The following is a 26,119-nucleotide window of genomic DNA, read 5'->3' as shown; positions in this document are numbered from 1 at the left end:
GCTAATGGCTGCTTCTTATGAAAAAACTTGAAATTATTTGTCGCTTAAGCGTTTTCCGCCAACTGCATAATGGTTTTTAGACATTTCTTCGATGAAAACAACGATGTTTTCTTCAGGAGCACCAGTTGTTTCGCTTACTGCTGTTGTTACTTTCTCAGCAAGAGCTTTCTTTTGTTCTTCTGTGCGTCCTTCTAGCATTTTCACTGTTACGTATGGCATGTACAATCGCTCCTTTTATGTAAGTTACACTCTTATTATAGCGGATTATGGGGAAGAACAATCGAAAAAACAAATAATTTCTTTTTTTGACATATGGAAGAGGAGATGAAGTATGGATCAGTTATTTAGATATCCATTGCACGAAATTCCGTTAGTAGCAATGGCAATTATTATTGCACTATCCGTTCACGAATTTGCACATGCATATGTTGCATATAAATTTGGGGACGATACAGCAAAGAGACAAGGGCGTTTAACGTTATCACCGATGGCCCATTTAGACCCTATCGGTTTGATTGCAGTATTAATTCTTGGATTCGGTTGGGCAAGACCAGTTCCTGTTAACCCATATAACTTTAAAAGACCGCGTCTGGCAGGTATATTAGTTTCAATTGCAGGGCCGATTAGTAACTTAATTTTAAGTGCAATTGGTTTAATTATTTGGTATAGCTTATTAAAATTTGGTGTATTATACTCAATTCCATCTGCAGTGGCAGATACGTTAGCTCAATTTTTCCAGATTTTTATTATGCTGAATATCGTTTTACTTGTATTTAACTTATTACCAATCCCGCCACTTGATGGATATCGAGTTGTGGAGGATTTAGCGCCAGCAAATATTCGCGCGAAAATGACACAGTATGAAAAATACGGGGCAATTGCGTTATTAATTCTCGTTATTACACCGCTTAGTAATTATACAATTCAACCTATTTTTCAGGTAGTTATTCCGCATGTATTTGTATTTTTAGATAGCATCATTGCGCCTATTTTTGGCCTTTTATAATTTTTAAGTGAGGAGGATTTTACATATGACAGAGAAAAAGAAAAAAATCGGTTTTAATATCGTGAAAAATGATTCAACAGATGGACATGGTGGATTTGGTGTTGGGGCATTAAGCTTAGAAAACATTTCACCTGTATTTGTTGATGTACTAGAGAAGACTGCATTCGTTGATATCGGTGCGATGCATGCGCGTAGTACAGTAGAAAAAGGTATTAAGTTTTTAACAAATAAAGATGAAGTTCCAAATGGAAAACCATTTTGGCTTGTATGGGTAACAATTGAAAGAACTGCGACAGGTGCGTATTACGCAGGTGTAACAGCTTGTGAAATGACAGTTGACCGTGAGATTCGCCGCGGATATAAATCACTTCCAGAACACGTAAATAAAATGGATAAATCATTGAAGCGTCACATTATGGTTGACCATATGGATGAATCATCTAAAAAGGTACTTGGTACGTTCTTGAAAGAACATAATGAAGCGATTTGGAACGAATCTAGTGAAGAATTGCGCCGTGCATTATTAAGTGAATAAAAAATAGCTGACGGGTGCCCGTCAGCTATTTTTTTTACCAAGGAAGATATTTTTTCCACCAACTTGTTTTTTTCTTTTCTTCAGTCGTTTTTTCAAATTCTTCTTTATCATCGACGTGATCCATACAATATTCAGTCGGTTCGGTACCTTTAGCGAAATACATTTTCACAGAAATAGGACAATTTTTTGTAGCAATTTTACCGTTCTCTGGATTGATATTAACCGCTACGACGTCACTTGGTTGTTTAAATTCTTTTTTAGGCTGTCCATCTAAGCCTTTCTCCATCGTATCAGTCCATATTTTCTTCGCATATCCTTGTTCTGCTACGTTTGAAATAGATTTAGGTTGATCATATCCGACCCATACACCTGTTACGATTTGCGGAGTAAATCCGATCATCCAACTATCCGTTTCAGTAGAACCAGATTTGCCGGCATATGTTCTTGATAATTTTGATAACATCGATTGGCCAGTTACAGCAGCATAACTGCTTAGTTTCTTATTAAACATACCAGTCATCATTTCTTCCATTACAAACGCTTTGCTCTTGTCGAGAACTTGTTTACTCTCTAAATGAGCATCGTATAATATATTTCCTTCATGATCCATAATGCGGCGAATGAAAGTAGGTTTTACTCCTTTTCCACCGTTTGCGAACATGCTATAAGCGTTAACCATTTCAATTGGTTTTACTGGTGATGTACCGAGAGCTAGAGAAGGTACATCTTTTAAGGCACTTGTAATTCCAAATTGTTTCGCTGTTTTTGCAAGCGCGTCATCTCCTAAAAACAAATTCGTTTTCACAGCATATATGTTATCAGAGACTGCGAGAGCTTGTGCCATCGTTACGAAATCATCGGCATAGTAATCTTTATAGTTCTTCGGTTTATACTTTGAAACGCCGTCACCTAAGGTGAATACAGTATATTCGCTTTTTAAGCGCGTAGCAGGCGTGAATCCTCGTTCTAATGCCGCATAATATAGAAATGGCTTAAATGTAGAACCAGGCTGACGAATGGCCTGTGTAGCCCTGTTAAATTGACTCGTAGTATAATCGGTTCCGCCAACAAGAGCAGCCACTTCACCTGTCGTTGGATTCATAGAGACGAGAGCAGTTTGTATGTTTGTTGTGTCAGGTATATGATCCTTTACAGCTTGTTCTGCTACAGCTTGTAGCTTAGGGTCTAGCGTTGTATAAATTCGTAAGCCACCTCGTTGTAAAGCTTGTTCGTCTAATCCGACATCACGAAGAAGCGAAGCTTGTACAGCATCTTGGAAATATGGTGCGACCTCTGCTACTTTTTTCGTATCTAATGAGGCAAAAGTTAGTGTTTCTTTCTTCGCTAAGGCTGCTTGTTGCTTCGTAATATATCCTTGCTTTACCATTTCATCTAATATGAGAGCTTGTCGTCCTTTAGCACGATCCTCTTTCAAAAAGGGAGAATAGACACTTGGCCCTTTCGGGATACCTGCCAGCATACTAGCTTCTGCTAATGTTAACTCTTTTGCCGTTTTATCGAAATATAGACGGGACGCAGCTTCGATGCCATAAGCGCCATGTCCGTAATAAATTGTATTTAAATATCCTTCTAAAATATGATTTTTATTATAGTTTACTTCAAGGCGGATAGTGTACATTGCCTCTAACAATTTTCGTTTCCACGTTTTATCATGATCTAAATACAGATTACGCGCGTATTGTTGTGTAATTGTACTAGCTCCTTGTACCTTTGCCATCGCTTTTAAATCAGCAACAATTGCACCTGCAATCCGTTTCAAATCGAAGCCGTGATGTTTATAAAATCTTTGATCTTCAATAGAAAGGGTCGCTTCTTTTACATAAGGTGAAATTTCATTAAGAGAGACATTGTAACGTTTTTGAATTTCGTTACTTTGTCCAATAACAGTATCATCGTTTGCGTAAAAGACGCTTGTTTGCGGGACCGCAACAGGAGGAGGTCCCATAATTTTTGCAACTATAATAATAACAAAAAAAGAAAAAACGAAGAAAAGGACGCACGAAAACATTGCGGTGAAGAAAAGACGTTTATATTTTTTAAGTTTTGGATTCATAGTTTGATCCATCTTTTTTCAGCCCCTCATTAATACAAGCGTTATTGTATTAGTATTGAGGGTTTTCGTTTATTTTAAACAATGAAATTTCGAAAATAAAAAAGCCCTTTCCATTAAGAAAGGAGCTCAAAGGCACGTGCTGGCCAATCGGTAATGATGACATCTACACCATAATCAATCATAGTTTGTAAATCTTTGTATTCATTAATTGTATATGGACGGAAAACATATCCTTGCTCTTGTGCTAACTGCACAAATTCTTTCGTTAATAACTGGAAGTTTGGATGTAATCCACTTGCTTCTCTATGTTTTGCTTCGGAAATTGGATCAGCAAGTGGTGTATCATATAAAATTGCTCTTGGGATTTCAGGAGCAATTTCTGCTAATAATGAAACAGAGTCATGGTTAAATGATGAAAATACAATTTGATTAGAAAGATGATATTCACGCACAAGTGCAACAGCTTTTTCCTCAATATTTGGGTAATGAATAACATCTGTCTTTAATTCAATATTTAGTTGTAAGTTCGTTGTGGAAAGCCAAATGAAAACCTCACGCAACGTTGGGATTTTTGCTTCATGGAAAGAAGGGTCTTTATAGCTACCAGCGTCCAATAATTGTAGTTCCTCTACCGTTTTTTCAGAAACAAGTCCAACGCCATTTGTTGTACGATCGACGGTTTCATCGTGAATTACGACAAGTTCACCATCTTTTGATAAGTGGACATCGAGTTCAATTCCGTGAGCACCAATGCGTTCTGCTTCTTGGAAGGCAATCATCGTATTTTCGGGATGTGTTCCTTTTACTCCGCGGTGAGCGAAAATAAGTGGTTTACTCATGTGAAATTCTCCTTATTATCTCTTTTCTTTTATTATGAAACTGCTTTAGGGAAAATACAATTGAATATGACAAACATTTACAAAAGTCTAACAGTTGCAGAAAAGTTAACGTTAACGTAAAATGTAATAATCAAGTGAAGGGAGGAATAAACATGTATAAAATTGATGAAGTAACAAAGCAAGTCGGTTTAACAAAACGTACACTTCGTTATTATGAGGAAATTGGTTTAATTCATCCCCCAGAACGTAGTGAGGGAAATATCCGTCTGTATACGGATGAGGATATTGCCAGAATTAAAAGAATTGTAGAAGCGAAAGAAGTGCTAGGAATCACACTTCAAGAAATGCAGCATTTCTTATCACTAAAAGAAAGAATGGAGCAAAGAAGAAATAGCGAAAACCCTCGTGATCGTGAAGTGATTCAAGAAATTAAAGATATGCTTGAAAAACAAGTGCAAACGTTAGACGAAAAAATGGAGCAAATGCAACGTGTAAAGGCAGAACTAGAAGATAGTTTACATCGTGCAGTAACATTTTTAGAGAGCACAAAAGGAGAGTAATCAAAATGGAGAGCAAACAAAAACTAGGGAGATTGATTACAGTGGTGGCTACCTTCCTTGCCTTTTCGGGTATAGGAGTAGTCGACCCAATTTTGCCGATTATTGCAGAGAAAATTGGTGCATCGCATTGGCAAGTTGAAATGTTATTTACCGCTTATATTTTAACGATGGCAATTATGATGTTACCAGCTGGTATATTTGCATCGAGATTTGGTGATAAACGGATGATGACAATCGGTCTTGCGATTGTGACTGTATTTGCGTTTATATGTGGTATGTCGCAAACGATTGCTCAATTATCTCTTTTCCGCGCTGGATGGGGATTAGGGAATGCGATGTTCTTCGCGACGGCGATGACTTTATTGATTGCATTAAGTAAAGAAGTTCATGAAGCAGTAGGATTATACGAAGCAGCTATCGGCTTAGGTATGGCTGGCGGACCGTTATTAGGCGGGATATTAGGTGGTCATTCTTGGCGTTATCCGTTTTTCGCGACGAGTATTTTAATTTTCTTAGCATTTATTTTAGTATTCTTTTTTGTAAAAGAACCAGAACGAAAAGTGAAGCGTAAGGCTGCTGGCGTAGGGGAATTACTTAACCTGGTGAAGTATAAACCATTTATGCAAGGTGCCATTTCAGGGATGCTATACTACTACGGATTTTTTGTCGTGTTAGCATATTCACCACTTATTATGCATTTATCAGCTATTCAATTAGGCTTTGTATTTTGCGGATGGGGACTCGCGTTAGCTTACGGTTCTGCAATTTTAGCACATAAGCTAGAAGGGAAATATGAACCAAAAACATTATTGAAGGGTAGTTTACTCGTATTTGCGATTTTCTTAATTGCACTATTCTTTGTGAAAATTATGTGGTTACAAATTACTCTTATCGTTTTATCAGGGTTGGCATCTGGCTTAAACAATGCATTATATACAAGTTATGTAATGGATATTTCACCTTATGAAAGATCTGTTACGTCAGGTGTTTATAACTTTGTTCGTTGGTTAGGTGGTGCGATTGCTCCGATTTTATCAGGAATTATCGGTCATACTGTTTCACCACAAAGTCCGTTTTTAGTAGGTGGAATTGTTGTGTTAGTTGGTTGTATTATGATCCTAATTCCAATTCGTAAACCATTAGAAATAGAGACAAAAACCCTTTCTTAAGAAAGGGTTTTCTTTCCTTTTACGGTGCAAACCCTTTCCACACATATGTTAGAACCCTCTGACTAAAATATATTTTCGGTATTTTTGTACTTTTAACTATACATTTTGGATGTTTTGTTTTATTTTTGTTAGGGGACATTAATGATGTCCCTATTATAAATTTGCATTGAAAGGCGTGATTGTACGATGGAACTATGGTTCACTGAGAAACAAACAAAACATTTTGGGATTACGGCGCGTATTAACCGCACATTACATACGGAGCAAACAGAATTCCAAAAACTTGATATGGTCGAAACGGAAGAGTTCGGAAACATGCTTATTTTAGATGGCATGGTTATGACAACAGAAAAAGATGAGTTCGTTTATCACGAAATGGTAGCACACGTACCTTTATTTACACATCCAAACCCTGAAAACGTATTAGTTGTTGGTGGCGGTGATGGTGGTGTTATTCGTGAAGTGTTAAAACACCCAAGTGTAAAGAAAGCAACTCTTGTTGAAATCGATGGAAAAGTAATTGAGTACTCTAAACAATACTTACCATCAATTGCAGGCGCATTAGATAATGAGCGTGTAGAAGTAAAAGTAGGAGACGGTTTCCTACATATCGCAGAAAGCGAAAATGAATACGATGTAATTATGGTAGATTCTACTGAGCCAGTAGGACCAGCGGTAAACCTATTTACAAAAGGCTTCTACGCTGGAATTTCAAAAGCGTTAAAAGAAGATGGTATTTTCGTTGCACAAACGGACAACCCTTGGTTTACACCAGAACTAATTACAACTGTGTTTAAAGACGTAAAAGAGATCTTCCCAATCACTCGTTTATACACAGCAAACATTCCAACTTACCCAAGTGGTCTTTGGACGTTCACAATTGGATCTAAAAAACATGATCCATTAGAAGTAAGTGAAGAGCGTTTCCACGAAATCGAAACGAAATACTACACAAAAGAATTACACAATGCAGCATTCGCATTACCGAAATTTGTTGGCGATTTAATTAAGTAAGAGAATTGTATCAAACAAATAAAGTGTAAGTAGCTCATTTAAGGTGTTTGTCCAGAAGACTTGAACATGCTAGCTACTTACACTTCTGTAGAGAAAATCGTCTTCTTGTTGTTAAAAAGAAGACCCGGTAAATCGAGAAAGAGGAGCAATTCGCTCCAAATTTGAGAAATAGTGAAAGGTTGGGATACCTTAAGTTCCACATAAGGAGGAAAAGAATATGCGTTTTGATGAAGCTTATTCAGGTAAAGTATTTATTAAAAGTCATCCAAGTTTTGAAGAGTCAAAGGTAGTTATTTATGGGATGCCTATGGATTGGACAGTAAGTTACCGTCCGGGATCTCGTTTTGGCCCTGCACGTATTCGTGAAGTATCAATCGGTCTTGAAGAATATAGCCCGTATTTAGATCGTGAACTAGAAGAGGTAAAATATTTTGATGCGGGTGATATCCCATTACCATTCGGAAACGCACAACGCAGCTTAGACATGATTGAAGAGTATGTATCAAAACTTTTAGATGCCGATAAGTTTCCACTAGGTCTCGGCGGTGAGCACCTAGTGTCTTGGCCAATTTTTAAGGCAATGGCAAAAAAATATCCGGATTTAGCAATCATCCACATGGATGCTCATACTGATTTACGTGAATCGTATGAAGGGGAGCCTTTATCCCACTCTACACCAATTCGTAAAGTGTGTGATTTAATTGGTCCGGAAAACGTATATTCTTTCGGAATTCGTTCTGGAATGAAGGAAGAATTTGAATGGGCGAAAGAAGTAGGTATGAACTTATACAAATTTGACGTATTAGAACCGTTAAAAGAAGTATTACCGAAACTTGCTGGCCGCCCAGTCTATGTCACAATCGACATTGATGTATTAGACCCAGCTCACGCTCCAGGAACAGGAACGTTAGAAGCTGGTGGTATCACATCTAAAGAATTATTAGATTCCATCGTAGCAATTGCAAATTCAAATATAAATGTAGTTGGAGCAGACTTGGTAGAAGTAGCTCCAGTCTACGACCATAGTGATCAAACACCAGTCGCAGCAAGCAAATTCGTGCGGGAAATGCTGCTCGGTTGGGTGAAATAAAAGTGAAGCCGACTGTTTAGGCCCAGTGGCTAAGGTTCTTTCCTGCAAAAGGCGCTTTTTGCCTCGAAGGAAGAAGCGAAGCCACCGATTATTCTAGCCGCTGCAGCTAGATAAAGTAAGAGCCCTCTATATGATTAGAGGGCTCTTATTTTGTCGTTATGTGCCGGTAAGTCGATATATTAAAAAAATCGCTGATATAATTCGAGTTGCGCCGATATATTAAAAAAACCGCCGATATAATTTCATTTGCCGTTACGCGATACAAAAAAGAGCTATTCCTAAACGATGGGAATAGCTCTTTTTCTTATGCAACCTTCTCTTCCGAAGTAACTCCGCGAATTTCATCAGCAGAGCGGATCGGATATTTACGGAACACAATAGATCCGATGTATCCGACAATAGTGGTAACGATTCCACATAATATAGCAGCAATTGTTACTTTTACAACGTCATTAAATCCGAATAAGACAAGAAGTCCTGGGATTGGTGATGCTGTTCCTGGTGCATTATTAACGAGCTGGAACAGAGAGGTAATAATACCAGCAAGTGCACCGCCAACGAAGTTTGTCGCATAAATTGGAATCGGATTTGCTGAAACAACATCGGCTTGTGTTAAAGGCTCGATTGCTACAGCAATTGTATCTTTCTTTGAACAAATTTTTAAGCGTTTAAAGAAAATAAAGTTCATTGGGGCTGAAGCTGCTACAGCCAGACTACCAATTGCCATTGGTAAACCTGTTAATCCAAGCATTGCAGTTAGTGCCATAGAACTCAGTGGAGAGGTAGAAATAACTGTTATTAATCCACCAAGCATAATACCCATAATGATAGGACTTTCTGTAGTTGCAACTGAAATCATAGAACCGATTTTACCAAGTGTGGCGTTAACGAGCGGATCCATAAGCATTGCCATTCCGCGTGAGATTGGTGCAGCGATAAATAGGATTGCTAAAAATTCCACACCAGCTGGTAATTTCTTTTCGAGAAATTTCACGACGAAGGCACAAACGTATCCAGCGAAAAATCCTGGTAAAATACCGAATCCACTAGTAGCGATACCAATTAAAACAGCATATACGGGGGAAACACCGATTGCTAATGCGACTAAAATCGCTGCTGCGACACCGCTCATACTACCGGAAGCTTCTCCTACTGATTGTAAAAAGTCATTATGAAACATTTCTCCACCTATATAACGGTGAAATGCTTCAATAAGAAAACTTGCAATTGCTGCATTAGCTAAAGCACCCATCGCCTTCATTCCGTAAGGCGCACGGTAACTGAAAAGTGTAAATAGACAAAGTACAACAAGTAATAGTGCTAAACCTTGCAAGATAGCCATTTGAAAACTGTCTCCTTTGATTTTTGTAATAAAAATTCGTATCATTCAATAATAATATAAAAGTGTATGAAACGGAAAAATTTTTTCTTGGGAACTGGCTGTAAGAAAAAATCCCTTACAATAATGTAAGGAAAGTGTAAGACTTTTAGATAGAGTATAGTATGCTCTTTTCCGTATAATACAAGTATAGATATAATACTAGCGAGAAAGAAGTGCAAACAGGAGGTTCATGTATGAAATTGGTAATTAAAGTTTTAGCTGTATTCGCCATTATTCTAGGTGGAACAGCGTATTATTTGAACACAAAAACAGAAGGTGTACATGCTTTTGTAGACAACTTCTTTTCAAATAAAGAAATACAAGATTATTATGCGGTTATAGATAAAGGTGAGAAAAAAGACGGAGAATACTTGTATACTTTTAAAGGGTATACAGAAGATGGAAAGTTACAGGTTATTAAAAGAATGATGAACCGTGAATTGCATACGGGGGCGTTTATAAAAATTTATGCAAAAGGTATGCAAGGAAAAGGATGGGCTGAAATCCCGAAAGAATCCATTCCGCAAAAAGCGTTGGAAAAAATAGAAAAACCATAAAAGGAGCGACTCATTCGCTCCTTTTTTAGTACGTTAAAATAGTGATAGATGTCTTCTCTTTGTGAGAAATAATTTTTGCACGTCCACCAATTGGAAAAGTGAAAATCGGGGTTGTATGCCCGAAACTTGCGTTTGCAATGATAGGGATATGTGCAAGTTCAGGTTTTGAAGCAATCATTTCTTGAATGTCTTCTATCGTACATTCTGCACCTTTTTGCATCTTTCCTATAACGATTCCCTTTATGTATTCAAAACCTTGCTGCTGCATAAGGGAATGTAAATAACGATCAAAAGTTTTAAGAGTAGATGTTCCAGTTAAACTATCTTCTTCAATAAATAAAATTTTCTCCTTTAAATTTGGCATATATGGTGTACCTTGCAGTAAGTTAAATGTGCTCATATTGCCACCGATAATATCTCCCGTAGCTTCTCCTTCTTGAATTGAAACATATCCTTCATTTTTAATAAATTCTCGATTTTCCTGATCTATATACCAAGAATCATCGCTCCATGTTTCAGATGGAAGAACTTCAATAGGCTCATTAGAAGTTAAGCACTTTAAAAAGTAATCGGTTGTATACCCGAGCCCTTTCTCCATTCCAAACGAAGAGAAATGGGGTCCTGAGTATGTAACAAGCCCTGTTTTTGCGTAAATTGCATTATTTAAGGCAGTAATATCAGAATAACCACAGAAAAATTTCGGGTTTTCACGAATTAAATCATAATCGAGATGTTTCAATAAACCATTTGAGTTGTATCCGCCAAGTGTAGTCAAAATAGCTTTTACATTAGGGTCTCGAAATGCTTCATGGAGGTCTTGAATGCGGGAAGAAATAGAGGAGGAAGCAAATCGATCTATCTCATCAGCATATTTTGAGAATGTAACTTGAAAGCCCATGTCAGTTAATCTTTTTATAGCAAGTTTTCTATTTTCATTTGAAACAATACTTAAACTACACGATGGTGAAATCACTCGTATTTCAGCACCCTTTTTTAACTTTGTTGGTATCACTACATTCACCTCTTTAATTGAAAGAATATTTAGATTTAAAAAATATTTTATCATATGAAATAAAGTAGAAGTGAATTATTTTTTGAAATGGAGTTTTCCTGATTTTTCAGCAGACAGACAGAGTCTTTTTTTGATATGATAGGAAAAGTGATTTATTATAAGTAGTATTTAATATCTATAACATTTGAAAGGTGTGCAAGACGTGGAGAAACAACTTGCAGGCTTGCCGGTACACGTTCATTTCGTAACAGAAATCCGTGAAGGGGCGAGGAAGGAAACCGTTGCTTTTGAAGCAAATGGTCAATACTATGTAAAAGGTCAAGGTACATATGTAACATTCCAGGAGCCGAACGAACAAGGCGAAGTGAAAACAATTATTAAAATTCAAGATGAACAAGTTCTCATTATGCGTTCAGGTGCTGTTTCTATGCGTCAGACGCATGCGAAAGGTGAATGGACAACTGGTACGTATACGAGTGAACTTGGTACGTTTGCATTGCAAACAAAGACTGATAACGTTCTTTTTAAATGGTCGGATGAAAAGAAAAAAGGACAACTCTTCTTAACGTACGCATTGCTTCTAAGTGAACAAGAAGCTGGCAGATATACTATTACAATTAATTTGAAGGAGGCAAAATAATGAATTCCTTAGAACAGGTAAAAGGATTGATTAAAGAAGAAATTCAGGCTGCTGTATTAAAGGCAGAATTAGCGACAGAAGAACAAATTCCAAACGTTGTATTAGAATCTCCAAAAGATAAAACAAATGGTGACTTCTCTACAAATATGGCAATGCAACTTGCACGCGTTGCGAAAAAAGCACCTCGTATGATTGCAGAAGAAATAGTTGCAAACTTCGATAAAGCAAAAGCTTCTATTGAAAAAATCGAAATCGCTGGTCCTGGTTTTATTAACTTCTATATGGATAATAGCTACTTAACAGATTTAATTCCAACAATCGTAAACGCTGGTGAAGCTTACGGTGAAACGAATACTGGTAAAGGTGAAAAAGTACAAGTTGAGTTCGTATCTGCGAATCCAACAGGTGACCTTCACTTAGGACATGCACGCGGTGCGGCAGTAGGTGACACTTTATGTAACCTATTAGCAAAAGCAGGATACGATGTATCTCGTGAGTACTACATTAATGACGCTGGTAACCAAATTCATAACTTAGCTCTTTCTGTTGAAGCTCGTTACATGCAAGCTTTAGGCTTAGAAAAAGAAATGCCAGAAGACGGATACCATGGTGCGGATATCATTGGAATTGGTAAACGTTTAGCAGAAGAATTCGGTGATCGTTATGCGAAAGCTGATGAAAAAGAAAGCTATGAATTCTACCGTGAGTACGGTTTAAAATATGAATTAGCAAAACTTCAAAAAGACTTAGAAAGCTTCCGCGTTAAATTTGATGTATGGTTCTCAGAAACATCATTATACAAAAACGGGAAAATTGATCAAGCACTTGCTGTATTAAAAGAGCGCGATGAGATCTTTGAAGAAGACGGTGCAACTTGGTTCCGTTCAATGACTTACGGTGACGATAAAAACCGTGTATTAATTAAAAATGATGGTTCTTACACATACTTAACGCCAGATATCGCGTATCATCGTGATAAATTAGAGCGTGGTTTCGATAAGTTAATTAACATTTGGGGTGCTGACCATCACGGTTATATTCCACGTATGAAAGCTGCTATTCAAGCACTTGGTTACGATAAAGACACGCTTGAAGTAGAAATCATCCAAATGGTACAACTATACCAAAATGGTGAAAAAATGAAGATGAGTAAGCGTACGGGTAAAGCAGTTACACTTCGTGAGCTTATGGAAGAAGTAGGCGTGGACGCAATGCGTTACTTCTTCGCAATGCGTAGCGGTGACTCTCATTTAGACTTCGATATGGACTTAGCTGTATCAAAATCTAATGAAAACCCAGTATACTATGCACAATACGCTCACGCTCGCGTATGCAGCATCCTTCGCCAAGGTGAAGAATTAGGATTAGCTACAGGCGGAGATGTGAACTACAAACTTGTTACTTCTGAAAAAGAAGTAGAGTTACTGAAAAAACTTGGTGAATTCCCAGCGGTAGTTGCGGATGCAGCACAAAAACGTCTACCACACCGTATTACAAACTATGCATTTGAATTAGCAGCAACATTACACAGCTTCTACAATGCAGAAAAAGTATTAAACCAAGATAATTTAGAATTAAGTAAAGCTCGTTACGAGTTAATGAAAGCAGTACGCACTACACTTCAAAATGCATTAGCAATCGTAGGAGTATCTGCACCAGAAAAAATGTAATTAAGAAAAGCGGAAGCGGCTCGTTTAGAATAGGAGGGGGATGGAGCTCCTGAGAGAGAGGCGTACTTTGCCTCGGAGGAAGGCGCGAAGCCACCGAGTATTCTAGCTGCTGGAGCTAGACAATAAAGAAAAGCGGAGCCGACTGTTTAGTCCCGAAGGCTAAGGTTCTTTCCCACAGAAGATGCATTTTATCTTCTAGTGGGGAAGGTTCTTAGACAGAAGGGGCTAGGAGGCAGAGCTGGACATAAAGAAAAGCGGAAGCGGACTTTCGTTTTTAAATAAAAGGCAATCACACGATGTTGTGATTGCCTTTTTATGTGGAGATAATAAAAAAATAAAATTTTATCAAACAAAAAGGGAATTTGCGTCGTCTTATATAAATGACAGGAGGCTTATGATGGAAGAAAAGGTAGAAGAATTAATTGATATATATATAAGAAGCAAATATATTCCTTATGCTATAAGTTAGCGAAAACGAAAGAAGATGCGGAAGATATTTTTCAAGAGACGTGGATAAAGGTTTTTTCATCAAGGCACCAACTTTCTTATGTGGATAAAGGAGTTAAAGGAAATCTGTGAATCGAAAAAAGGTAGTTTTACAGTTACTTTAAAAGCAAATGAAGAGTATGTATTGAATATAAGTGGATTAAAAGTGAAAGATGGATTCGTAAAAGTGAATTGGCAAGAGAAATAAAAGGGGCCCTATAAAGGACCTCTTTTTTATTGAATAGTATAAGTAACAGAAAAACTAACAGGACTATAGTAAACGTAAGGTGCATGAAATTGAACATACATATTTCCATCTGTTTTTGCAGTGAAAATTCGGCCGTAACCATCAGAATAACGTCCAATTAGGTTATGATTTGAGTCATAAACACTGTAACTAGGAGTTTTGCTGTTAGGATGAATTGTTAGTTCTTGTCCTTTTTGAAGGAAAATAGGTTCTTGTTCAGAACTACCTCCAGTTTGCAAAGAATAAAATTTTGTAAAGCTTTGTTCTTGAGCGGCAGCAGCGACTTTTGTTTCAGGAATAAACGCAGTAGCTCCAGTAATTCCTGCTAAAGTTAATGCACCTGCTAAAATCATTTTTTTCATAATAGAAAAAGCCTCCTTATTAGTTGTAATCGGTGTTGTTACAGTTAATATTGTATACGATAATGGGTAGGATAAAATATGCTTTTATGCATATATATTTTTTCTCAATAAAAGACCACTGATAAAATCAGTGGTCTTTTAAATGATTAAGCAGCTTTCTGTTCAGTTTGAGGAACAGGTTTTTGAAGCGAGTTATAAACTCCTGTTCCGATAACGTCTAATGCCATTCCCATTCGTTCAGGTGAAATGTTTTCTAATACGTTATCTTGAGGTGTATGGTATACCTTCTCAATATGATAGATTAATGGATTCCAACTATCCACACCCATCCAAATGAATAGAGCAGCAGGAATACCAGCTTCAGCAAATGGAACATGATCACTAGAACCGAATTTACCTTGTAGGACGAGGTCATTATTTAGTTGTTTACCTGCTTGCAAGGCAGCGTCTGTTACAAAGTTTGTAGAGCCATCAGGTGTCATAGCGTATAAATTCTTTGCTTTATCATAATTTGTTGCAACCATGTCGGCGTTAAAGACACCTAAAATACGGTCGCGTTCTTTTTGGGATAGACTATTCACGTAATAATCCGAACCAAGTAATCCAGTCTCTTCAGAACCAAAGGTAATAAAGCGAATTTCTTTATCAGTTTCTACATTTTGAAAAGCACGAGCTAGTTCTAATACTAATCCAGTTCCAGAAGCATTATCATTTGCGCCAGGTGCTCCGACAACACTATCATAGTGCGAGCTTACAACGACTGCTTTTTCATTACCTGTACTCTTTTTTGGTTTCTTTTTGGCGATAACATTTAGAGATGTTAATTTAGATTCATGTCTCGCTTTTAGGGAAAGAATTGTTGTCCCTTTTTTAGCGATTTCTTCTTTAAATGCATTTCCTTGCGCATAAGCAAGACCAAAGACAGGGATAGATTGCTTTTTCGTTAGGCGGGGATTGAAGGTTTGTCCATAATTTCCGCGTCCGCCAATTAAACTGTATAAAAGAACACCTTTTGCACCTTTGCTAACAGCATTTTCAACTTGTTTATTATAGTCTGTAACTGTTGTTCCTCTTTCAAATAAAACAATTTTACCGTTTACTTCATTTGGAATATCTTCTAATTTTGTCCCACCTTGAACAAAGATAAGGGGAGCTGTAACAGCTTCTGTAGAAATGAGTGCATTAGGAGCAGCACCAGCTTGCCAATTACGTTTTGTTGATAGTGGTGATTCAATGAATCCAACGTATTGATCGGGCACCTGAAATGGTTGATATTCTACGTCATAGCCCATTGATTTAAGCTGCATACCAATGTAACGAGAAGCCCATTCTTCGGATTTTGTTCCACCGGGGCGAGGACCAATTGTTTCAGATAAGAAACGAACATGTTCAATCGCGCGGTTTGGATCAATCTGTTTTGTAATAGATGGAGTTTGTGTAACCTCTGACGTGGAATCCGCTTTTGCTTGCCCAATTGGAGCTAAGCTAACAGCGAGTGATACAGCAAGCAAAGAGCTTACTATTTTTTGTTTCAATGATTTTCTCATTTTTTCCTCTCCTATTCTTCTATTCTCTCTGACTGACAAAAGAAGACGGATAATGACTTTATTTTACCTTTGCACCTTTTATTTTTCAATATTCAGACATTGAGAAATAAAAACGATATATGCATATTTGCATATTTTTGAGGGAGATATGTATGCTATCATTTTAAACGAAGGTTCGCTTTCTACTCTGAAAGCTCCTACATTGCATGAATCTAGTGTACCCAAACTTTAGATTATGTAGAGGAATGGAATCACTGTAGGGTTTCATTTCTCATGTTTGAATCAGTTGATGGTAATTATGTTTCCGCATTTCATAATTATTATCAGTGATATATGTAAGGCATCCATATGAAAATAAGAGGCTGTTCAAAGGTTTTCCGTACTTTTGGGCAGCCTCACCCCGTTAAAAGGACGATACTTTATGTATCGTCCTTTTTGTATAAAAAAACATCCAATCAATTAAGAAATTGATTGGATGTGAAAAAATTATTAATAATTTTTTTTGCGTTTTGTAGCCAAAATACTTAATAATCCAGCTAGTAGAAGAAGGATACCTACTGTTTGTGTAGGGTCTTCTTTATGACCTGTATTTGGAAGGTGTTTATCCGTATTTCGATCATCTTGCTGTTTGTTATCTGTTTTATTCGATGTTTCTTCGGAAGTTCCGTTTTCGTGTTTCTCAGATATTTCATTGCCTTTGTTTTCTTCTTTATTTGGAGGAGTAACTGGCTTGTCATCCCCACCTGAAGAAGATTCAATTTTTTTATTTGAAACTGTAATTTGTAGTGGCGTAGCTTGGGCTTTATCAATTGTAAAGTTTATTGGTGATGCATCTAATTGATAGCCTTTAGGAGCCTTTGTTTCTACTAATTGATAAGTACCAGGTTTCAAATCATTTACGATTACTTTTCCGTGTTGATCTGTTTTTAAACCTTCTCGGATGAATTTTCCATCTTGGTCTAAAATATTGAAAATGGCACCTTCAAGTGTTCCATGGTGATCAATATCAACTTTAGTTAACTCAATTGAACCTGCTGTTAAACTATTTAAAGCTGTAACAGAGGTAACCTGAGATTGTCCTTTCGTAATTGTGAAAGGAATTGGTTTAATGTTTAAATCATAGCCAGTTGGAGCTTTCGTTTCAATAAACTGATAATCTCCTGGACGTAAATCAGAAACAGAAACCTTCCCATCTTTATCAGTAGTTAAATCAGAACGAATATCCTTACCGTCCATATCTACAATTTTAAAGATAGCCCCTTCAAGAGTAGTACCATCGATATCATCAACTTTAGTTAATTCAACTGCGCCTTTAGTTAAGCTGTTAGTAGCAGTAACAGAGGCGATTTTTTCTTGGCCTTTTTTAACTGTGAACTTAATAGGTGTGTCGTTTAAGTCATAGTGTTCAGGAGCTTTTGTTTCAATAAACTCATACTCTCCTGGTGGTAATTCATCCACAACTAAACGGCCGTTTTTATCAGTAGTTAAATCGGTACGAACATCGTGTCCATCCTTATTAACAATTTTAAATACTGCACCTTCAAGTGTTGTGTTTTGCTTGGCATCATCAACTTTAATTAACTCCACACTACCTTTCGTTAAGCTATTAATAGCTGTAACGAAGACATGCTTTGTTTGACTTCTTTCGATTGTGAACTTAATAGGTTCTTCATTTAAGTCGTAATGTTTAGGAGCTTTCGTTTCAATAAATTGGTAGTCTCCTGGTTGTAAGTCTTTAGCGATTATTTTTCCGTCTTTATTGGTAACTAAATTCGTACGAATATCGTTACCGTTCAGATCAGTAATTTTAAATACCGCACCTTCTAGCATTTCTTTCTTATCTATAGAGTCAACTTTCGTTAATTTCACGCCACCTTTTGTTAGGCCATTCTTAGCAGTAATAGAAGCGTGAGTTAGTTGACTTCTCTCGATAGTGAAACTAATAGGTGTTTTATTTAAATCGTAATCTTTCGGAGCTTTCGTTTCAATGAATTGATAGTCTCCTGGGCGTAAGTTCGTAGCAGTAATCTTACCATCTTTATCAGTAGTTAAATTAGTGCGAACAATTTTACCTTTCGCATCGATGATGTTAAACACTGCATCAGAAAGTTTTGTATCTGGGTTTATATCATCCACTTTTATTAATTCTACAGCACCCTCAGTTAAGCTATTTGTAGCAGTAACTTGGAGCATTTCTTTTTGGCTTTTCTTAATTGTAAACTTAATAGGTGTACTATCTAATTTATAGTGTTCAGGAGCTTTCGTTTCAATAAACTGATAGTCCCCAGGACGTAAGTCAGAAACAGAAATTTTTCCATGTACATCTGTTGTAAGCTCAGTGCGAATGTCGTTACCATTCATATCAGTAATTTTAAATATCGCATCTTTAAGAGCAGTACCATCTACATCATCAACTTTAGAAAGTTCCACAGCGCCTTTCGTTAAGCTATTTGTAGCTGTAACGGAGATAGGATCAGCTTGGCTCTTTGTGATTGTGAATGGAATTGGCTCTTTGTTTAAATCATAGTGTTTCGGAGCCGTTGTCTCGATGAATTGATAATCACCAGGACGTAGGTTAGAAACGCTAATTTTACCTTGTTGATTCGTAACAAGATCTTTGCGAATTACAGTGCCATTCATATCCACAATTTTAAATACTGCGCCTTCAAGAGTAGTGCCATCGACTTCATCCACTTTAGAAAGTTCCACGCCGCCTTTTGTTAAACTATTTTCCATAGTAACGGTAGCAATATCTTTTTGGCTTTTTTCAATTGTAAATATAATTGGTTTTTTGTCTAAATCATAGTGTTCAGGAGCCGTTATTTCAACGAATTGATACGTACCAGGACGTAAGTTTTCGATAACGATTTTACCTTCACTGTTTGTTTTTAAATCTGTTTTAAGTACTTTGCCATCTTGATCTAGTAAATTAAATACCGCATCGGCAAGTTTTGTTTGAGTGTTTAAATCATCAACTTTAAGTAATTCGATACTACCTTGTTTTAAGCTATTTGTAGCAGTTAAAGAAATATCTTTCTTCTGTCCTTTTTCAATAGTGAATTTGATTGGTGTTTCATCTAAAACGTAATGCTTAGGAGCTTTCGTTTCGATGAATTGGTAATCACCAGGACGTAGGTCGTTAATTTCGATTATTCCTTGTTCATTTGTAACAAGGTTTTTATGAACTACATCACCGTTCATATTAACAATTTTAAATACTGCATCTTTAAGAACAGTGCCATCAACATCGTCTACTTTAGAAAGTTTAACTGCACCCTTTGTTAAAGCATTTGTAGCAGTGACATGAAGGGTTTCAGTTTGGCTCTTTTTAATTGTAAATACGATAGGTTTTTTATCTAAATCGTAATGTTCAGGAGCAATTGTTTCAACGAATTGATACGTACCAGGACGTAGATTTTCAACAACAATTTTACCTTCATCATTTGTTTTTAAGCCTTCTTCAACTAGCTCCCCGTCTGCATCTAATAAATTAAATACGGCGTTAGCAAGTTTTGTATTCATATCAATATCGTCAATCTTTGTTAGTTCAACGCTACCGTTTTTCAAAGCATTTTTGCTTGTAACATTGATCTCTTTCGTTTGACTTCTTTCAATTGTAAATGGAATCGTTGTTTCATCTAATACATAGTGCTCAGGAGCTTTTGTTTCAATGAACTGATAGTCTCCAGGGCGTAAATCAGAAACAGAAATTTTACCGTTTTTATCTGTAACGAGATTCGTATGAACTTCCTTACCATTCATATCAACAATCTTAAAAATTGCACCTTCGAGCATCGTACGATCGATGTCATCAATTTTTGTTAATGTTACTGCACCTTTCTTTAAACTGTTAGTAGCAGTAACAGTAATATTCTCTTTTTGACTTTTTTCGATAGTGAACGGAATAGGGTCTTTGCTTAAGGTATAGTCTTTTGGAGCTTTTACTTCAATAAATTGATAGTCTCCAGGACGTAAATCAGAAGCAGAAATTTTACCGTTTTTATCAGTCGTTAAACCTTTGCGAATTACCTTTTTAGTATCATGAGCGTCAACGATTATAAATTCTGCACCTTCAAGAGTAGTGCTATCAATATCATCAACTTTTGTTAAAGTGACGCCACCTGTAAGTAAACTATTTTTTACAGTAACAGGGATAGGAAGATCTTCCTTACTACCTTTTTTAATTGTGAACTTAATAGGTGTTTTGTCTAATTTATAATGTTCAGGGGCTTTTGTTTCGATAAATTGATAATCCCCTGGTGCTAAATCAGGAATAACTAATACTCCGTGATCATCTGTTGTTAAATCTTTCATAATTTCTTTGCCAGTTGCGTCTTGCAATGTGAATACAGCGCCGGCAAGAGCTTTACTACTTTCCACATCATCTTCTTTAATCAGTTTAACTTTTCCTTTCGTTAAACTATTTTTAAATGTAAGTGGAAGAAGTTTTTGTTGTCCTTTTTCGATTGTAAATTCAATTGGTTCTACATTTACATCGTAATAAGTTGGAGCCTTTGTTTCGATAAGTTTATAGTTACCAGGACGTAAGTCATCTACAACTAGCATTCCTTTACTATTCGTAACAAGGTCCGTACGAACATCTTCATTAGTATCTCTATTAACGATTTTAAATACTGCACCTTCAAGTGTTTCCTTTTCATCTGCAGCATTCACTTTTGTTAACTCAATACCGCCTTTTGTTAAGCTGTTTTTAGCGGTAACAGTAGCCTGAGTTGTTTGACTTTCTGTAATCGTAAATTTAATTGGTTTTGTATTTTTGTCGTAATACTTCGGTGCTGTTACTTCGATAAATTTATAATCGCCAGGGCGTAAGCCAGTAGCGATAGCTTTACCATCCGCACCAGTTTTTACATTTTCGCGAATAACTTTCTTTTCATCATTTGCATCAACAATTTTAAATACAGCAGCTTCAAGAGCTGTACCATCGATATCATCAACTTTTGTTAATTCAACATCTCCTGGTTTTAAAGCATTTTCAGCTTTCACAAGTAGAGTTTCTTTCTGACTTCTATCGATTGTAAATTCAATAGGTTCTGCTCGTAAAACGTAATGTTCAGGAGCAGCTATTTCAATAAATTTATACGTACCAGGACGTAGGTTACTAACTTTAACTTTACCGTGTTTATCAGTAGTTAAGTTAGTGTGAGGGGAAACGTCATTATTATTTGTATCGACAAGTTTGAATACAGCACCTTCTAGTGGTTTTTTCTCACCAAACTCATCAACTTTTAATAATTCAACCTCGCCCGTTTTTAAGCTGTTATTTGCCGTAACAGTAGCAAGAGCTTGTTGGCTTTTATCAATTGTAAACTCGATAGGGTTTGTACTTAACGTATAATCCTTAGGAGCTTCTGTTTCGATAAATTTATAAACACCAGGCTCTAGATCTTTAACGGTAACTTTTCCATCTGAACCTGTTTTTATATTTTCACGAATTACTTGTTTCTCGTCATTCGCATCGACAATTTTAAATACAGCACCTTCAAGGGCAGTGCCATCGACATCATCGACTTTTGTTAAAGTGACACCACCTTTAATGAGGTGATTCGTCGCAGTAACAGTAACTGCTTTCTTTTGACTTTTTATAATTGTAAACTCAATTGGTTTTTTATCTATGTCGTAATCTTTAGGTGCTTTTTCTTCGACAAATTGATAGTCTCCAGGGCGTAAATCTTTTGCTTCGATTTGTCCTTGATCATTTGTCGTTAATTTTTCATATCCACGAATTACTTTGTTATATCGATCGCGTACACTGAACTCCGCACCTGCTAAAGTTTTTCCATCTTTATCGAATTTTGTTAAAATGGCCGATCCTGGAATCAAACTGTTTATTGCAGTTCGGTTTATTACTGTTGTTTGATCTTCTTTGATTGTGAATTGAATAGGTGTACTGTCTAATTTATAATGCTCAGGAGCAGTTGTTTCTTGTAAGTAGTAAGTTCCTGGTTTTAAATTATCTACAGTAATTTGTCCTTGATCATTTGTTGTTAATTTTTCGTGTTCTGAAATTATTTTTTTGTCTTTATCAAGTAGTGTGAAAACGGCACCTTGCAGTGTGACGTTTTTATTCAGGTCATCAGACTTTGTTAAAACTACTTTACCGACAAACTTCTTATTTGCAAGTTTATATGTTGTAGTCTCTTGTGTACCAAGTTCAACAATTTTCCCTTGTTTTAAATCCCAGCTAATTACATAGCCTTCAGGAGCCTTTGTTTCTTTTAATAAATATTTATCGCGTTTTAAATTATTAAATTTAGCGATACCGTCTTTGTCTGTTGTAATTTTACGGATAACAGTTTTACCTGTACGATCGTATAAAGTAAATTCTGCCCCAGCTAATAGTGCGTTCTTATTGTCGTTATCTACCTTTATAATTTCAAGGTTTCCACGGCCTTTAGTAGCAGATCCTCCGCCTGAACCAGAAGACATTCTCACTTCAATCGTTTCAGTAGTTTCTGTGTTTTTAACTGTCAACTTATTGCCTGTGATTTTCGCTTTATTACTTACTTTTTCTTTATCGTCTGCATTAATAAGTGAGCGATATTCTAAAATATAAGCTCGATCAATTTTTTTCAAGAAGGCAATTTCGAAATGTTGCTTTCCGGTATTATTGTCTGTTGTTATTTTGAGTTTATAGTCTGTTCCTTCTTTTAATTCGTTTACTGTATCTTTTGTTAAATTTCCATATGGATCAACAGTTGTAGGATATAAGTGGAATGAATCTTCCACAATTACCTGATTTTCGGTTGGGTCATCTGTTACAACGGCATCTGCAATGGTTGATTGGCTTTCGTTAATTGCGATACTCCAATTAATATAGTTGTCGTCTTGCACAGCTTTTTTAGTAACGAAGCTACCACCTTTATTTACTTGAGTGTCACCTGTAAGGGTGTTTACGATTTTAGAGCCATCTTTTAAATCTGCCTCGTTTTTGTAGGTGCCTTGGATAAGTTCACCATCAAGGCTTGTTTTAAAGATAATATAGTAAGGTGAATTAATTGATTGTTTGAAATGAACCTTTAGGGTGTTTTTATTTTTCTCTGTAGGTTCTTCAAGTTCATATTTCTCAGTTGGTACAGCATTACCAGGTTGTGCATTATCAGGATTTCCATTTAGAATCATATCGCGCACTTCAATGGATCCAGGCACTAATTTTTGTTTATCTTGTATTACGTCTATAACATAAGGATCTTTAATCTCAACATTATTATAGTTAAAGCCTATTATCCAAGTAATTTCCTTCGTTTGGGCGTTATAAGAACCGTATTTATAACCATTTGCCTTTGTGAAAGTATCAGGATCGAAATTAGCTTCAACTTTATTTGATTGTGGATTAGAATCCGTATCTATCCAAGAAAGGTTACCTGTATTTTTAAATGAAGTTTTACCACTTTCTAGCTTTGTATAATCAAAGTCTGTCGTATATTTTACGACTAATGTCTTTGTCATATTAGACTGATACGTACCTATAAGAGTAATTTTGAAGCCTTTATCTGTTACATCTAAAACATAGTCAGTCCCAGCTTGAAGGGTATAATTTCCGTCTTTAATTTCTAGTTTCTTATCTTTTAATTGTAATCCACCATGATCAAAGGTGTCCGTAATAATCGCGTTGCTTAATGGATAGTTGTTATTATTTACTATAATTGTCCAAGTTGTTGTTTTGTCTTTATAATTTGTTTCAGCTTTATTATTAGATTTAATAATATTTTGCTGCTTGAAGCTAGCTTCATTTTCTTTACTTGAATCATTATCAGCTGTAACTTTATTTTTTACTTTTCCATCGTCTATAACTTTATTAGTTGGCTTGGTTTTATAGGTAATCACATAAGCACTATTAATATCATCATTAAACTGTAAATCGAATCCATTCTTCTTGTTACTTACAGTGTAATTATTAACAGCGTCTCCTGTTACAAGCGTTCCTTTTTCATTATATGAAGCGTTTTTTACAACAATAGAATTTGCATCTAGTTCGTGTGTATCGTCAAAAATATCTTTTAAAATCGCATCTGCTTTTTTGATCTCTCTTTGATCACCATTGTAAGTAATTGTCCACTCAATTGTTTGCGTCTTTGGATCATATTTACTTGTTTTATTTAAGTGTGTACCACGAGAAACCGTTACAGTAGAACTTGCGTTTTGTTGCTTTTGATTATCACTCGTTATCGTAACGTTATTTCGGAAACTTTTAATATTTTCATCAGTAATTTTTGTGGCATATTCGATTTGATATGCTTTATTGATAGAATCTTTGAAAGCAATCTCCAATTTTGAGCCATCTGATGAAATAATATTGTAATCTGTTGGCTCAGCTTCTGCACCACGCGTTACATTCCCATTAACATCAACTTCTAAATAATAAACTTTAATAGAATCTTTATTTAAGCTTGTACCCTGTGGAATGTTATCTTTAAAAACAGCGTTTTTAAGGGTGTCTTTCGTTTTGTTCATCTCTACTTTCCAATTAATTTCATTTGTATTAATTGGTCTATCAGGTAAACCCTTTTTATTCGTAGCTGTTTGTACATTAGGCTTAAAGTCAACTGTAATAGAAACATCCTTATCTTTAATCGGGAAAGGAATTTCTTGTGTTGTTGTACCTTTAATTTCAGCTTTATTAAATTCTGTCTTTAATTGTAGGTTACCAGCAACATCTGGATGCTCTTCAACATAATCGTTGAATGTCATCGTGACTTTTCCATCTTTTGTAACAGTAAAATTACCAATTTGATGGTTTTCACTATCATATAAAGGACTGTTAATTGTATTGTAAATCTTAAAATGTTTAGGAAGATCAAAAATATAGTAATCTCCATTTTTCACATTCATTGATTTTAAAAGTTCCCATGTAAACTCAATATTGGCAGGGGAATCTGTACTTGGACGGTTATCCTCTGTAAATGGTTTTCCGTCTTTATCCGTCAACTTTACACTGGTTAAAATGTTTGTTGTTATTTGCTTTGGACCTGAATTTGTATTCTCAGCAGGGTCGCTTGATAGCTTTTGTTCTGGATGGTCAGTAGCAATTTTAGCTGCTGGGTTTTGTTCCGGATTATCAGTGGCAGTTTTAGCTGCTGGGTTTTGTTCCGGATTATCGGTAACAGTTTTAGTTGCTGGGTTTTGTTCCGGATTATCAGTGGCAGTTTTAGCTGCTGGGTTTTGTTCCGGATTATCAGTAACAGTTTTAGTTGCTGGATCTTGCTCCGGATTGTCAGTAACAGGTTTAGCTACTGGATCTTGCGCTTGTTTATTAGTATCCTGTTTGGTGCCATCTTCTTTAGAGTTTTCTACTTGAACAGGAACTGATATAGGCTGAACCATTGTTCCTAAAGGAAAAGCGATTTGAACTGATTTTTCCCCAGGTTTTAAAGTTGAGTTAAACACGGTATCAACTTTAATTTTTCCTTTAGCGTCTTTCAAATTTTCTACTTGATCATTAAATATTAATTTTAATTTATTATCTTTAGCTGTTATAAAATATTGACCAATATTTTTTTGATCTGTTACTAAATCCCCTTGCAAATCTTTAGATACTTTTAATGCAAGTGGTATTTGAACTACTGCTGTATCATTTGCGTGTGCAACTTGTTGATCTTTTATTGACCAAGCGTATTCTACTTGAATGGTTGATCCTATCTTTATTAAATTGTTAGGATTTTTTGATTCGTCAATAATATGATTCGTTGCATCTTTCATTTCAACAGTGTCAAATAAGGAATCTCCTGTTAAGGTTTCCGCTCTTACTTGATTGTATGGAAAACTAGCAAGTTGCGAAAATAGTACGAATACAATTAAACATACATTAAAAAGTTTTTTCATTTTTCCTCCTCTGAACATTCATTTGTCCATTGGGGACTTATTCCACATGAACAAATGGAATATTAAAAGTATTTGTTATAAGCTATT

General features: G+C 36.0%; 17 protein-coding genes and 2 pseudogenes. 11 read left to right on the top strand and 8 right to left on the bottom strand.

The genetic code is table 11. The features are described from left to right. Positions 1-33: 33 nt before the first annotated feature. Positions 34-219: a 2-hydroxymuconate tautomerase gene (locus tag DN399_RS26525; RefSeq protein WP_001147172.1), complete on the bottom strand. Its 186-nt coding sequence runs from the start codon at positions 217-219 to the stop codon at positions 34-36. A 112-nt stretch (positions 220-331) separates the two neighbouring features. On the opposite strand from DN399_RS26525, the gene DN399_RS26520 reads away from it, so the two are divergent. Continuing rightward, positions 332-1,006, top strand: a complete 675-nt coding sequence (locus DN399_RS26520; protein WP_000372445.1) for a site-2 protease family protein — start codon at positions 332-334, stop codon at positions 1,004-1,006. Between the two features lie 25 nt (positions 1,007-1,031). Next, positions 1,032-1,541 (top strand): YwhD family protein, encoded by a 510-nt coding sequence (locus DN399_RS26515; protein WP_000136678.1) that lies wholly within the window; start codon positions 1,032-1,034, stop codon positions 1,539-1,541. Between the two features lie 34 nt (positions 1,542-1,575). On the opposite strand, the gene DN399_RS26510 is transcribed toward DN399_RS26515, so the two are convergent. Beyond that, positions 1,576-3,627, bottom strand: coding sequence for a transglycosylase domain-containing protein (locus DN399_RS26510; RefSeq protein WP_149150090.1), 2,052 nt, complete (start codon positions 3,625-3,627; stop codon positions 1,576-1,578). A gap of 101 nt (positions 3,628-3,728) precedes the next feature. Beyond that, positions 3,729-4,454: a glycerophosphodiester phosphodiesterase gene (locus DN399_RS26505; RefSeq protein WP_017656744.1), complete on the bottom strand. Its 726-nt coding sequence runs from the start codon at positions 4,452-4,454 to the stop codon at positions 3,729-3,731. A gap of 152 nt (positions 4,455-4,606) precedes the next feature. Between DN399_RS26505 and DN399_RS26500 the strand changes: the two genes are divergently transcribed. The 4 genes from DN399_RS26500 (at position 4,607) to speB (ending at position 8,287) form a co-directional block, all read left to right on the top strand. Continuing rightward, positions 4,607-5,014: a MerR family transcriptional regulator gene (locus DN399_RS26500; RefSeq protein ID WP_000276560.1), complete on the top strand. Its 408-nt coding sequence runs from the start codon at positions 4,607-4,609 to the stop codon at positions 5,012-5,014. Between the two features lie 5 nt (positions 5,015-5,019). Continuing rightward, positions 5,020-6,183: an MFS transporter gene (locus DN399_RS26495; RefSeq protein ID WP_000444227.1), complete on the top strand. Its 1,164-nt coding sequence runs from the start codon at positions 5,020-5,022 to the stop codon at positions 6,181-6,183. A gap of 186 nt (positions 6,184-6,369) precedes the next feature. After that, positions 6,370-7,197, top strand: coding sequence for a polyamine aminopropyltransferase (speE, locus tag DN399_RS26490; RefSeq protein ID WP_000424696.1), 828 nt, complete (start codon positions 6,370-6,372; stop codon positions 7,195-7,197). A 217-nt stretch (positions 7,198-7,414) separates the two neighbouring features. Further along, complete coding sequence (gene speB, locus DN399_RS26485; protein ID WP_001209831.1) at positions 7,415-8,287, top strand: agmatinase; 873 nt, start codon at positions 7,415-7,417, stop codon at positions 8,285-8,287. A 304-nt stretch (positions 8,288-8,591) separates the two neighbouring features. On the opposite strand, the gene DN399_RS26480 is transcribed toward speB, so the two are convergent. Next, a complete protein-coding gene (locus DN399_RS26480) occupies positions 8,592-9,629 on the bottom strand; it encodes a PTS sugar transporter subunit IIC (protein ID WP_000996319.1) in 1,038 nt (345 codons plus the stop codon). Between the two features lie 233 nt (positions 9,630-9,862). Here DN399_RS26480 and DN399_RS26475 point away from each other — a divergent pair, with 233 nt between their 5' ends. Beyond that, positions 9,863-10,225 carry a YxeA family protein gene (locus DN399_RS26475; RefSeq protein WP_000779921.1) on the top strand — a complete coding sequence of 121 codons (363 nt, stop codon included), beginning with the start codon at positions 9,863-9,865 and terminating at the stop codon, positions 10,223-10,225. Positions 10,226-10,250: 25 nt separating this feature from the next. Here the strand turns inward: DN399_RS26475 and DN399_RS26470 are convergent, their stop codons facing one another. Next, positions 10,251-11,237 carry a S66 family peptidase gene (locus DN399_RS26470; RefSeq protein WP_006922030.1) on the bottom strand — a complete coding sequence of 329 codons (987 nt, stop codon included), beginning with the start codon at positions 11,235-11,237 and terminating at the stop codon, positions 10,251-10,253. Positions 11,238-11,439: 202 nt separating this feature from the next. Between DN399_RS26470 and DN399_RS26465 the strand changes: the two genes are divergently transcribed. The 4 genes and pseudogenes from DN399_RS26465 to DN399_RS26450 form a co-directional block, all read left to right on the top strand. After that, the gene (locus DN399_RS26465) at positions 11,440-11,877 is read left to right on the top strand and encodes a YwiB family protein (RefSeq protein WP_000414865.1); all 438 of its coding nucleotides are present in this window, start codon (positions 11,440-11,442) and stop codon (positions 11,875-11,877) included. Further along, a complete protein-coding gene (gene argS / locus DN399_RS26460; protein ID WP_149150089.1) occupies positions 11,877-13,547 on the top strand; it encodes an arginine--tRNA ligase in 1,671 nt (556 codons plus the stop codon). The genes DN399_RS26465 and argS overlap by 1 nt, the downstream gene beginning before the upstream one ends. A 334-nt stretch (positions 13,548-13,881) precedes the next feature. Beyond that, positions 13,882-14,102 (top strand): annotated as a pseudogene (locus tag DN399_RS26455) (sigma factor); the annotation flags it as partial. Next, a pseudogene (locus DN399_RS26450) lies at positions 14,101-14,241 on the top strand (anti-sigma factor); the annotation flags it as partial. The pseudogenes DN399_RS26455 and DN399_RS26450, both read left to right, overlap by 2 nt. Positions 14,242-14,267: 26 nt before the next feature. Here DN399_RS26450 and DN399_RS26445 read toward each other — a convergent pair. From DN399_RS26445 to DN399_RS26435, 3 genes are all read right to left on the bottom strand, one after another. Then, entirely contained in the window at positions 14,268-14,642 is a 375-nt protein-coding gene (locus DN399_RS26445; RefSeq protein ID WP_000738221.1) for a hypothetical protein, read from the bottom strand. Between the two features lie 146 nt (positions 14,643-14,788). Next, positions 14,789-16,189 carry a M28 family metallopeptidase gene (locus DN399_RS26440; protein ID WP_149150088.1) on the bottom strand — a complete coding sequence of 467 codons (1,401 nt, stop codon included), beginning with the start codon at positions 16,187-16,189 and terminating at the stop codon, positions 14,789-14,791. Positions 16,190-16,678: 489 nt separating this feature from the next. Then, the gene (locus tag DN399_RS26435; protein WP_149150087.1) at positions 16,679-26,032 is read right to left on the bottom strand and encodes a SpaA isopeptide-forming pilin-related protein; all 9,354 of its coding nucleotides are present in this window, start codon (positions 26,030-26,032) and stop codon (positions 16,679-16,681) included. Between the last annotated feature and the right edge of the window lie 87 nt (positions 26,033-26,119).

The sequence above is a fragment of the Bacillus sp. AR4-2 genome (assembly GCF_008274865.1).
GTDB lineage: Bacteria > Bacillota > Bacilli > Bacillales > Bacillaceae_G > Bacillus_A > Bacillus_A cereus.
The sequence above is the reverse complement of the archived record's forward strand: the minus strand, read 5'-3'. Positions and strand labels throughout refer to the sequence as shown.

What these genes read in the sequence shown, in the direction of transcription:
- DN399_RS26500 (WP_000276560.1), top strand. Translation starts at nt 4,607, where the DNA reads ATGTATAAAATTGATGAAGTAACAAAGCAAGTCGGTTTAACAAAACGT.
- DN399_RS26475 (WP_000779921.1), top strand. Translation starts at nt 9,863, where the DNA reads ATGAAATTGGTAATTAAAGTTTTAGCTGTATTCGCCATTATTCTAGGT.
- DN399_RS26505 (WP_017656744.1), bottom strand. Translation starts at nt 4,454, where the DNA reads ATGAGTAAACCACTTATTTTCGCTCACCGCGGAGTAAAAGGAACACAT.
- DN399_RS26435 (WP_149150087.1), bottom strand. Translation starts at nt 26,032, where the DNA reads ATGAAAAAACTTTTTAATGTATGTTTAATTGTATTCGTACTATTTTCG.
- speE (WP_000424696.1), top strand. Translation starts at nt 6,370, where the DNA reads ATGGAACTATGGTTCACTGAGAAACAAACAAAACATTTTGGGATTACG.
- argS (WP_149150089.1), top strand. Translation starts at nt 11,877, where the DNA reads ATGAATTCCTTAGAACAGGTAAAAGGATTGATTAAAGAAGAAATTCAG.
- DN399_RS26440 (WP_149150088.1), bottom strand. Translation starts at nt 16,189, where the DNA reads ATGAGAAAATCATTGAAACAAAAAATAGTAAGCTCTTTGCTTGCTGTA.
- DN399_RS26510 (WP_149150090.1), bottom strand. Translation starts at nt 3,627, where the DNA reads ATGGATCAAACTATGAATCCAAAACTTAAAAAATATAAACGTCTTTTC.
- DN399_RS26525 (WP_001147172.1), bottom strand. Translation starts at nt 219, where the DNA reads ATGCCATACGTAACAGTGAAAATGCTAGAAGGACGCACAGAAGAACAA.
- DN399_RS26445 (WP_000738221.1), bottom strand. Translation starts at nt 14,642, where the DNA reads ATGAAAAAAATGATTTTAGCAGGTGCATTAACTTTAGCAGGAATTACT.
- speB (WP_001209831.1), top strand. Translation starts at nt 7,415, where the DNA reads ATGCGTTTTGATGAAGCTTATTCAGGTAAAGTATTTATTAAAAGTCAT.
- DN399_RS26495 (WP_000444227.1), top strand. Translation starts at nt 5,020, where the DNA reads ATGGAGAGCAAACAAAAACTAGGGAGATTGATTACAGTGGTGGCTACC.
- DN399_RS26480 (WP_000996319.1), bottom strand. Translation starts at nt 9,629, where the DNA reads ATGGCTATCTTGCAAGGTTTAGCACTATTACTTGTTGTACTTTGTCTA.
- DN399_RS26520 (WP_000372445.1), top strand. Translation starts at nt 332, where the DNA reads ATGGATCAGTTATTTAGATATCCATTGCACGAAATTCCGTTAGTAGCA.
- DN399_RS26515 (WP_000136678.1), top strand. Translation starts at nt 1,032, where the DNA reads ATGACAGAGAAAAAGAAAAAAATCGGTTTTAATATCGTGAAAAATGAT.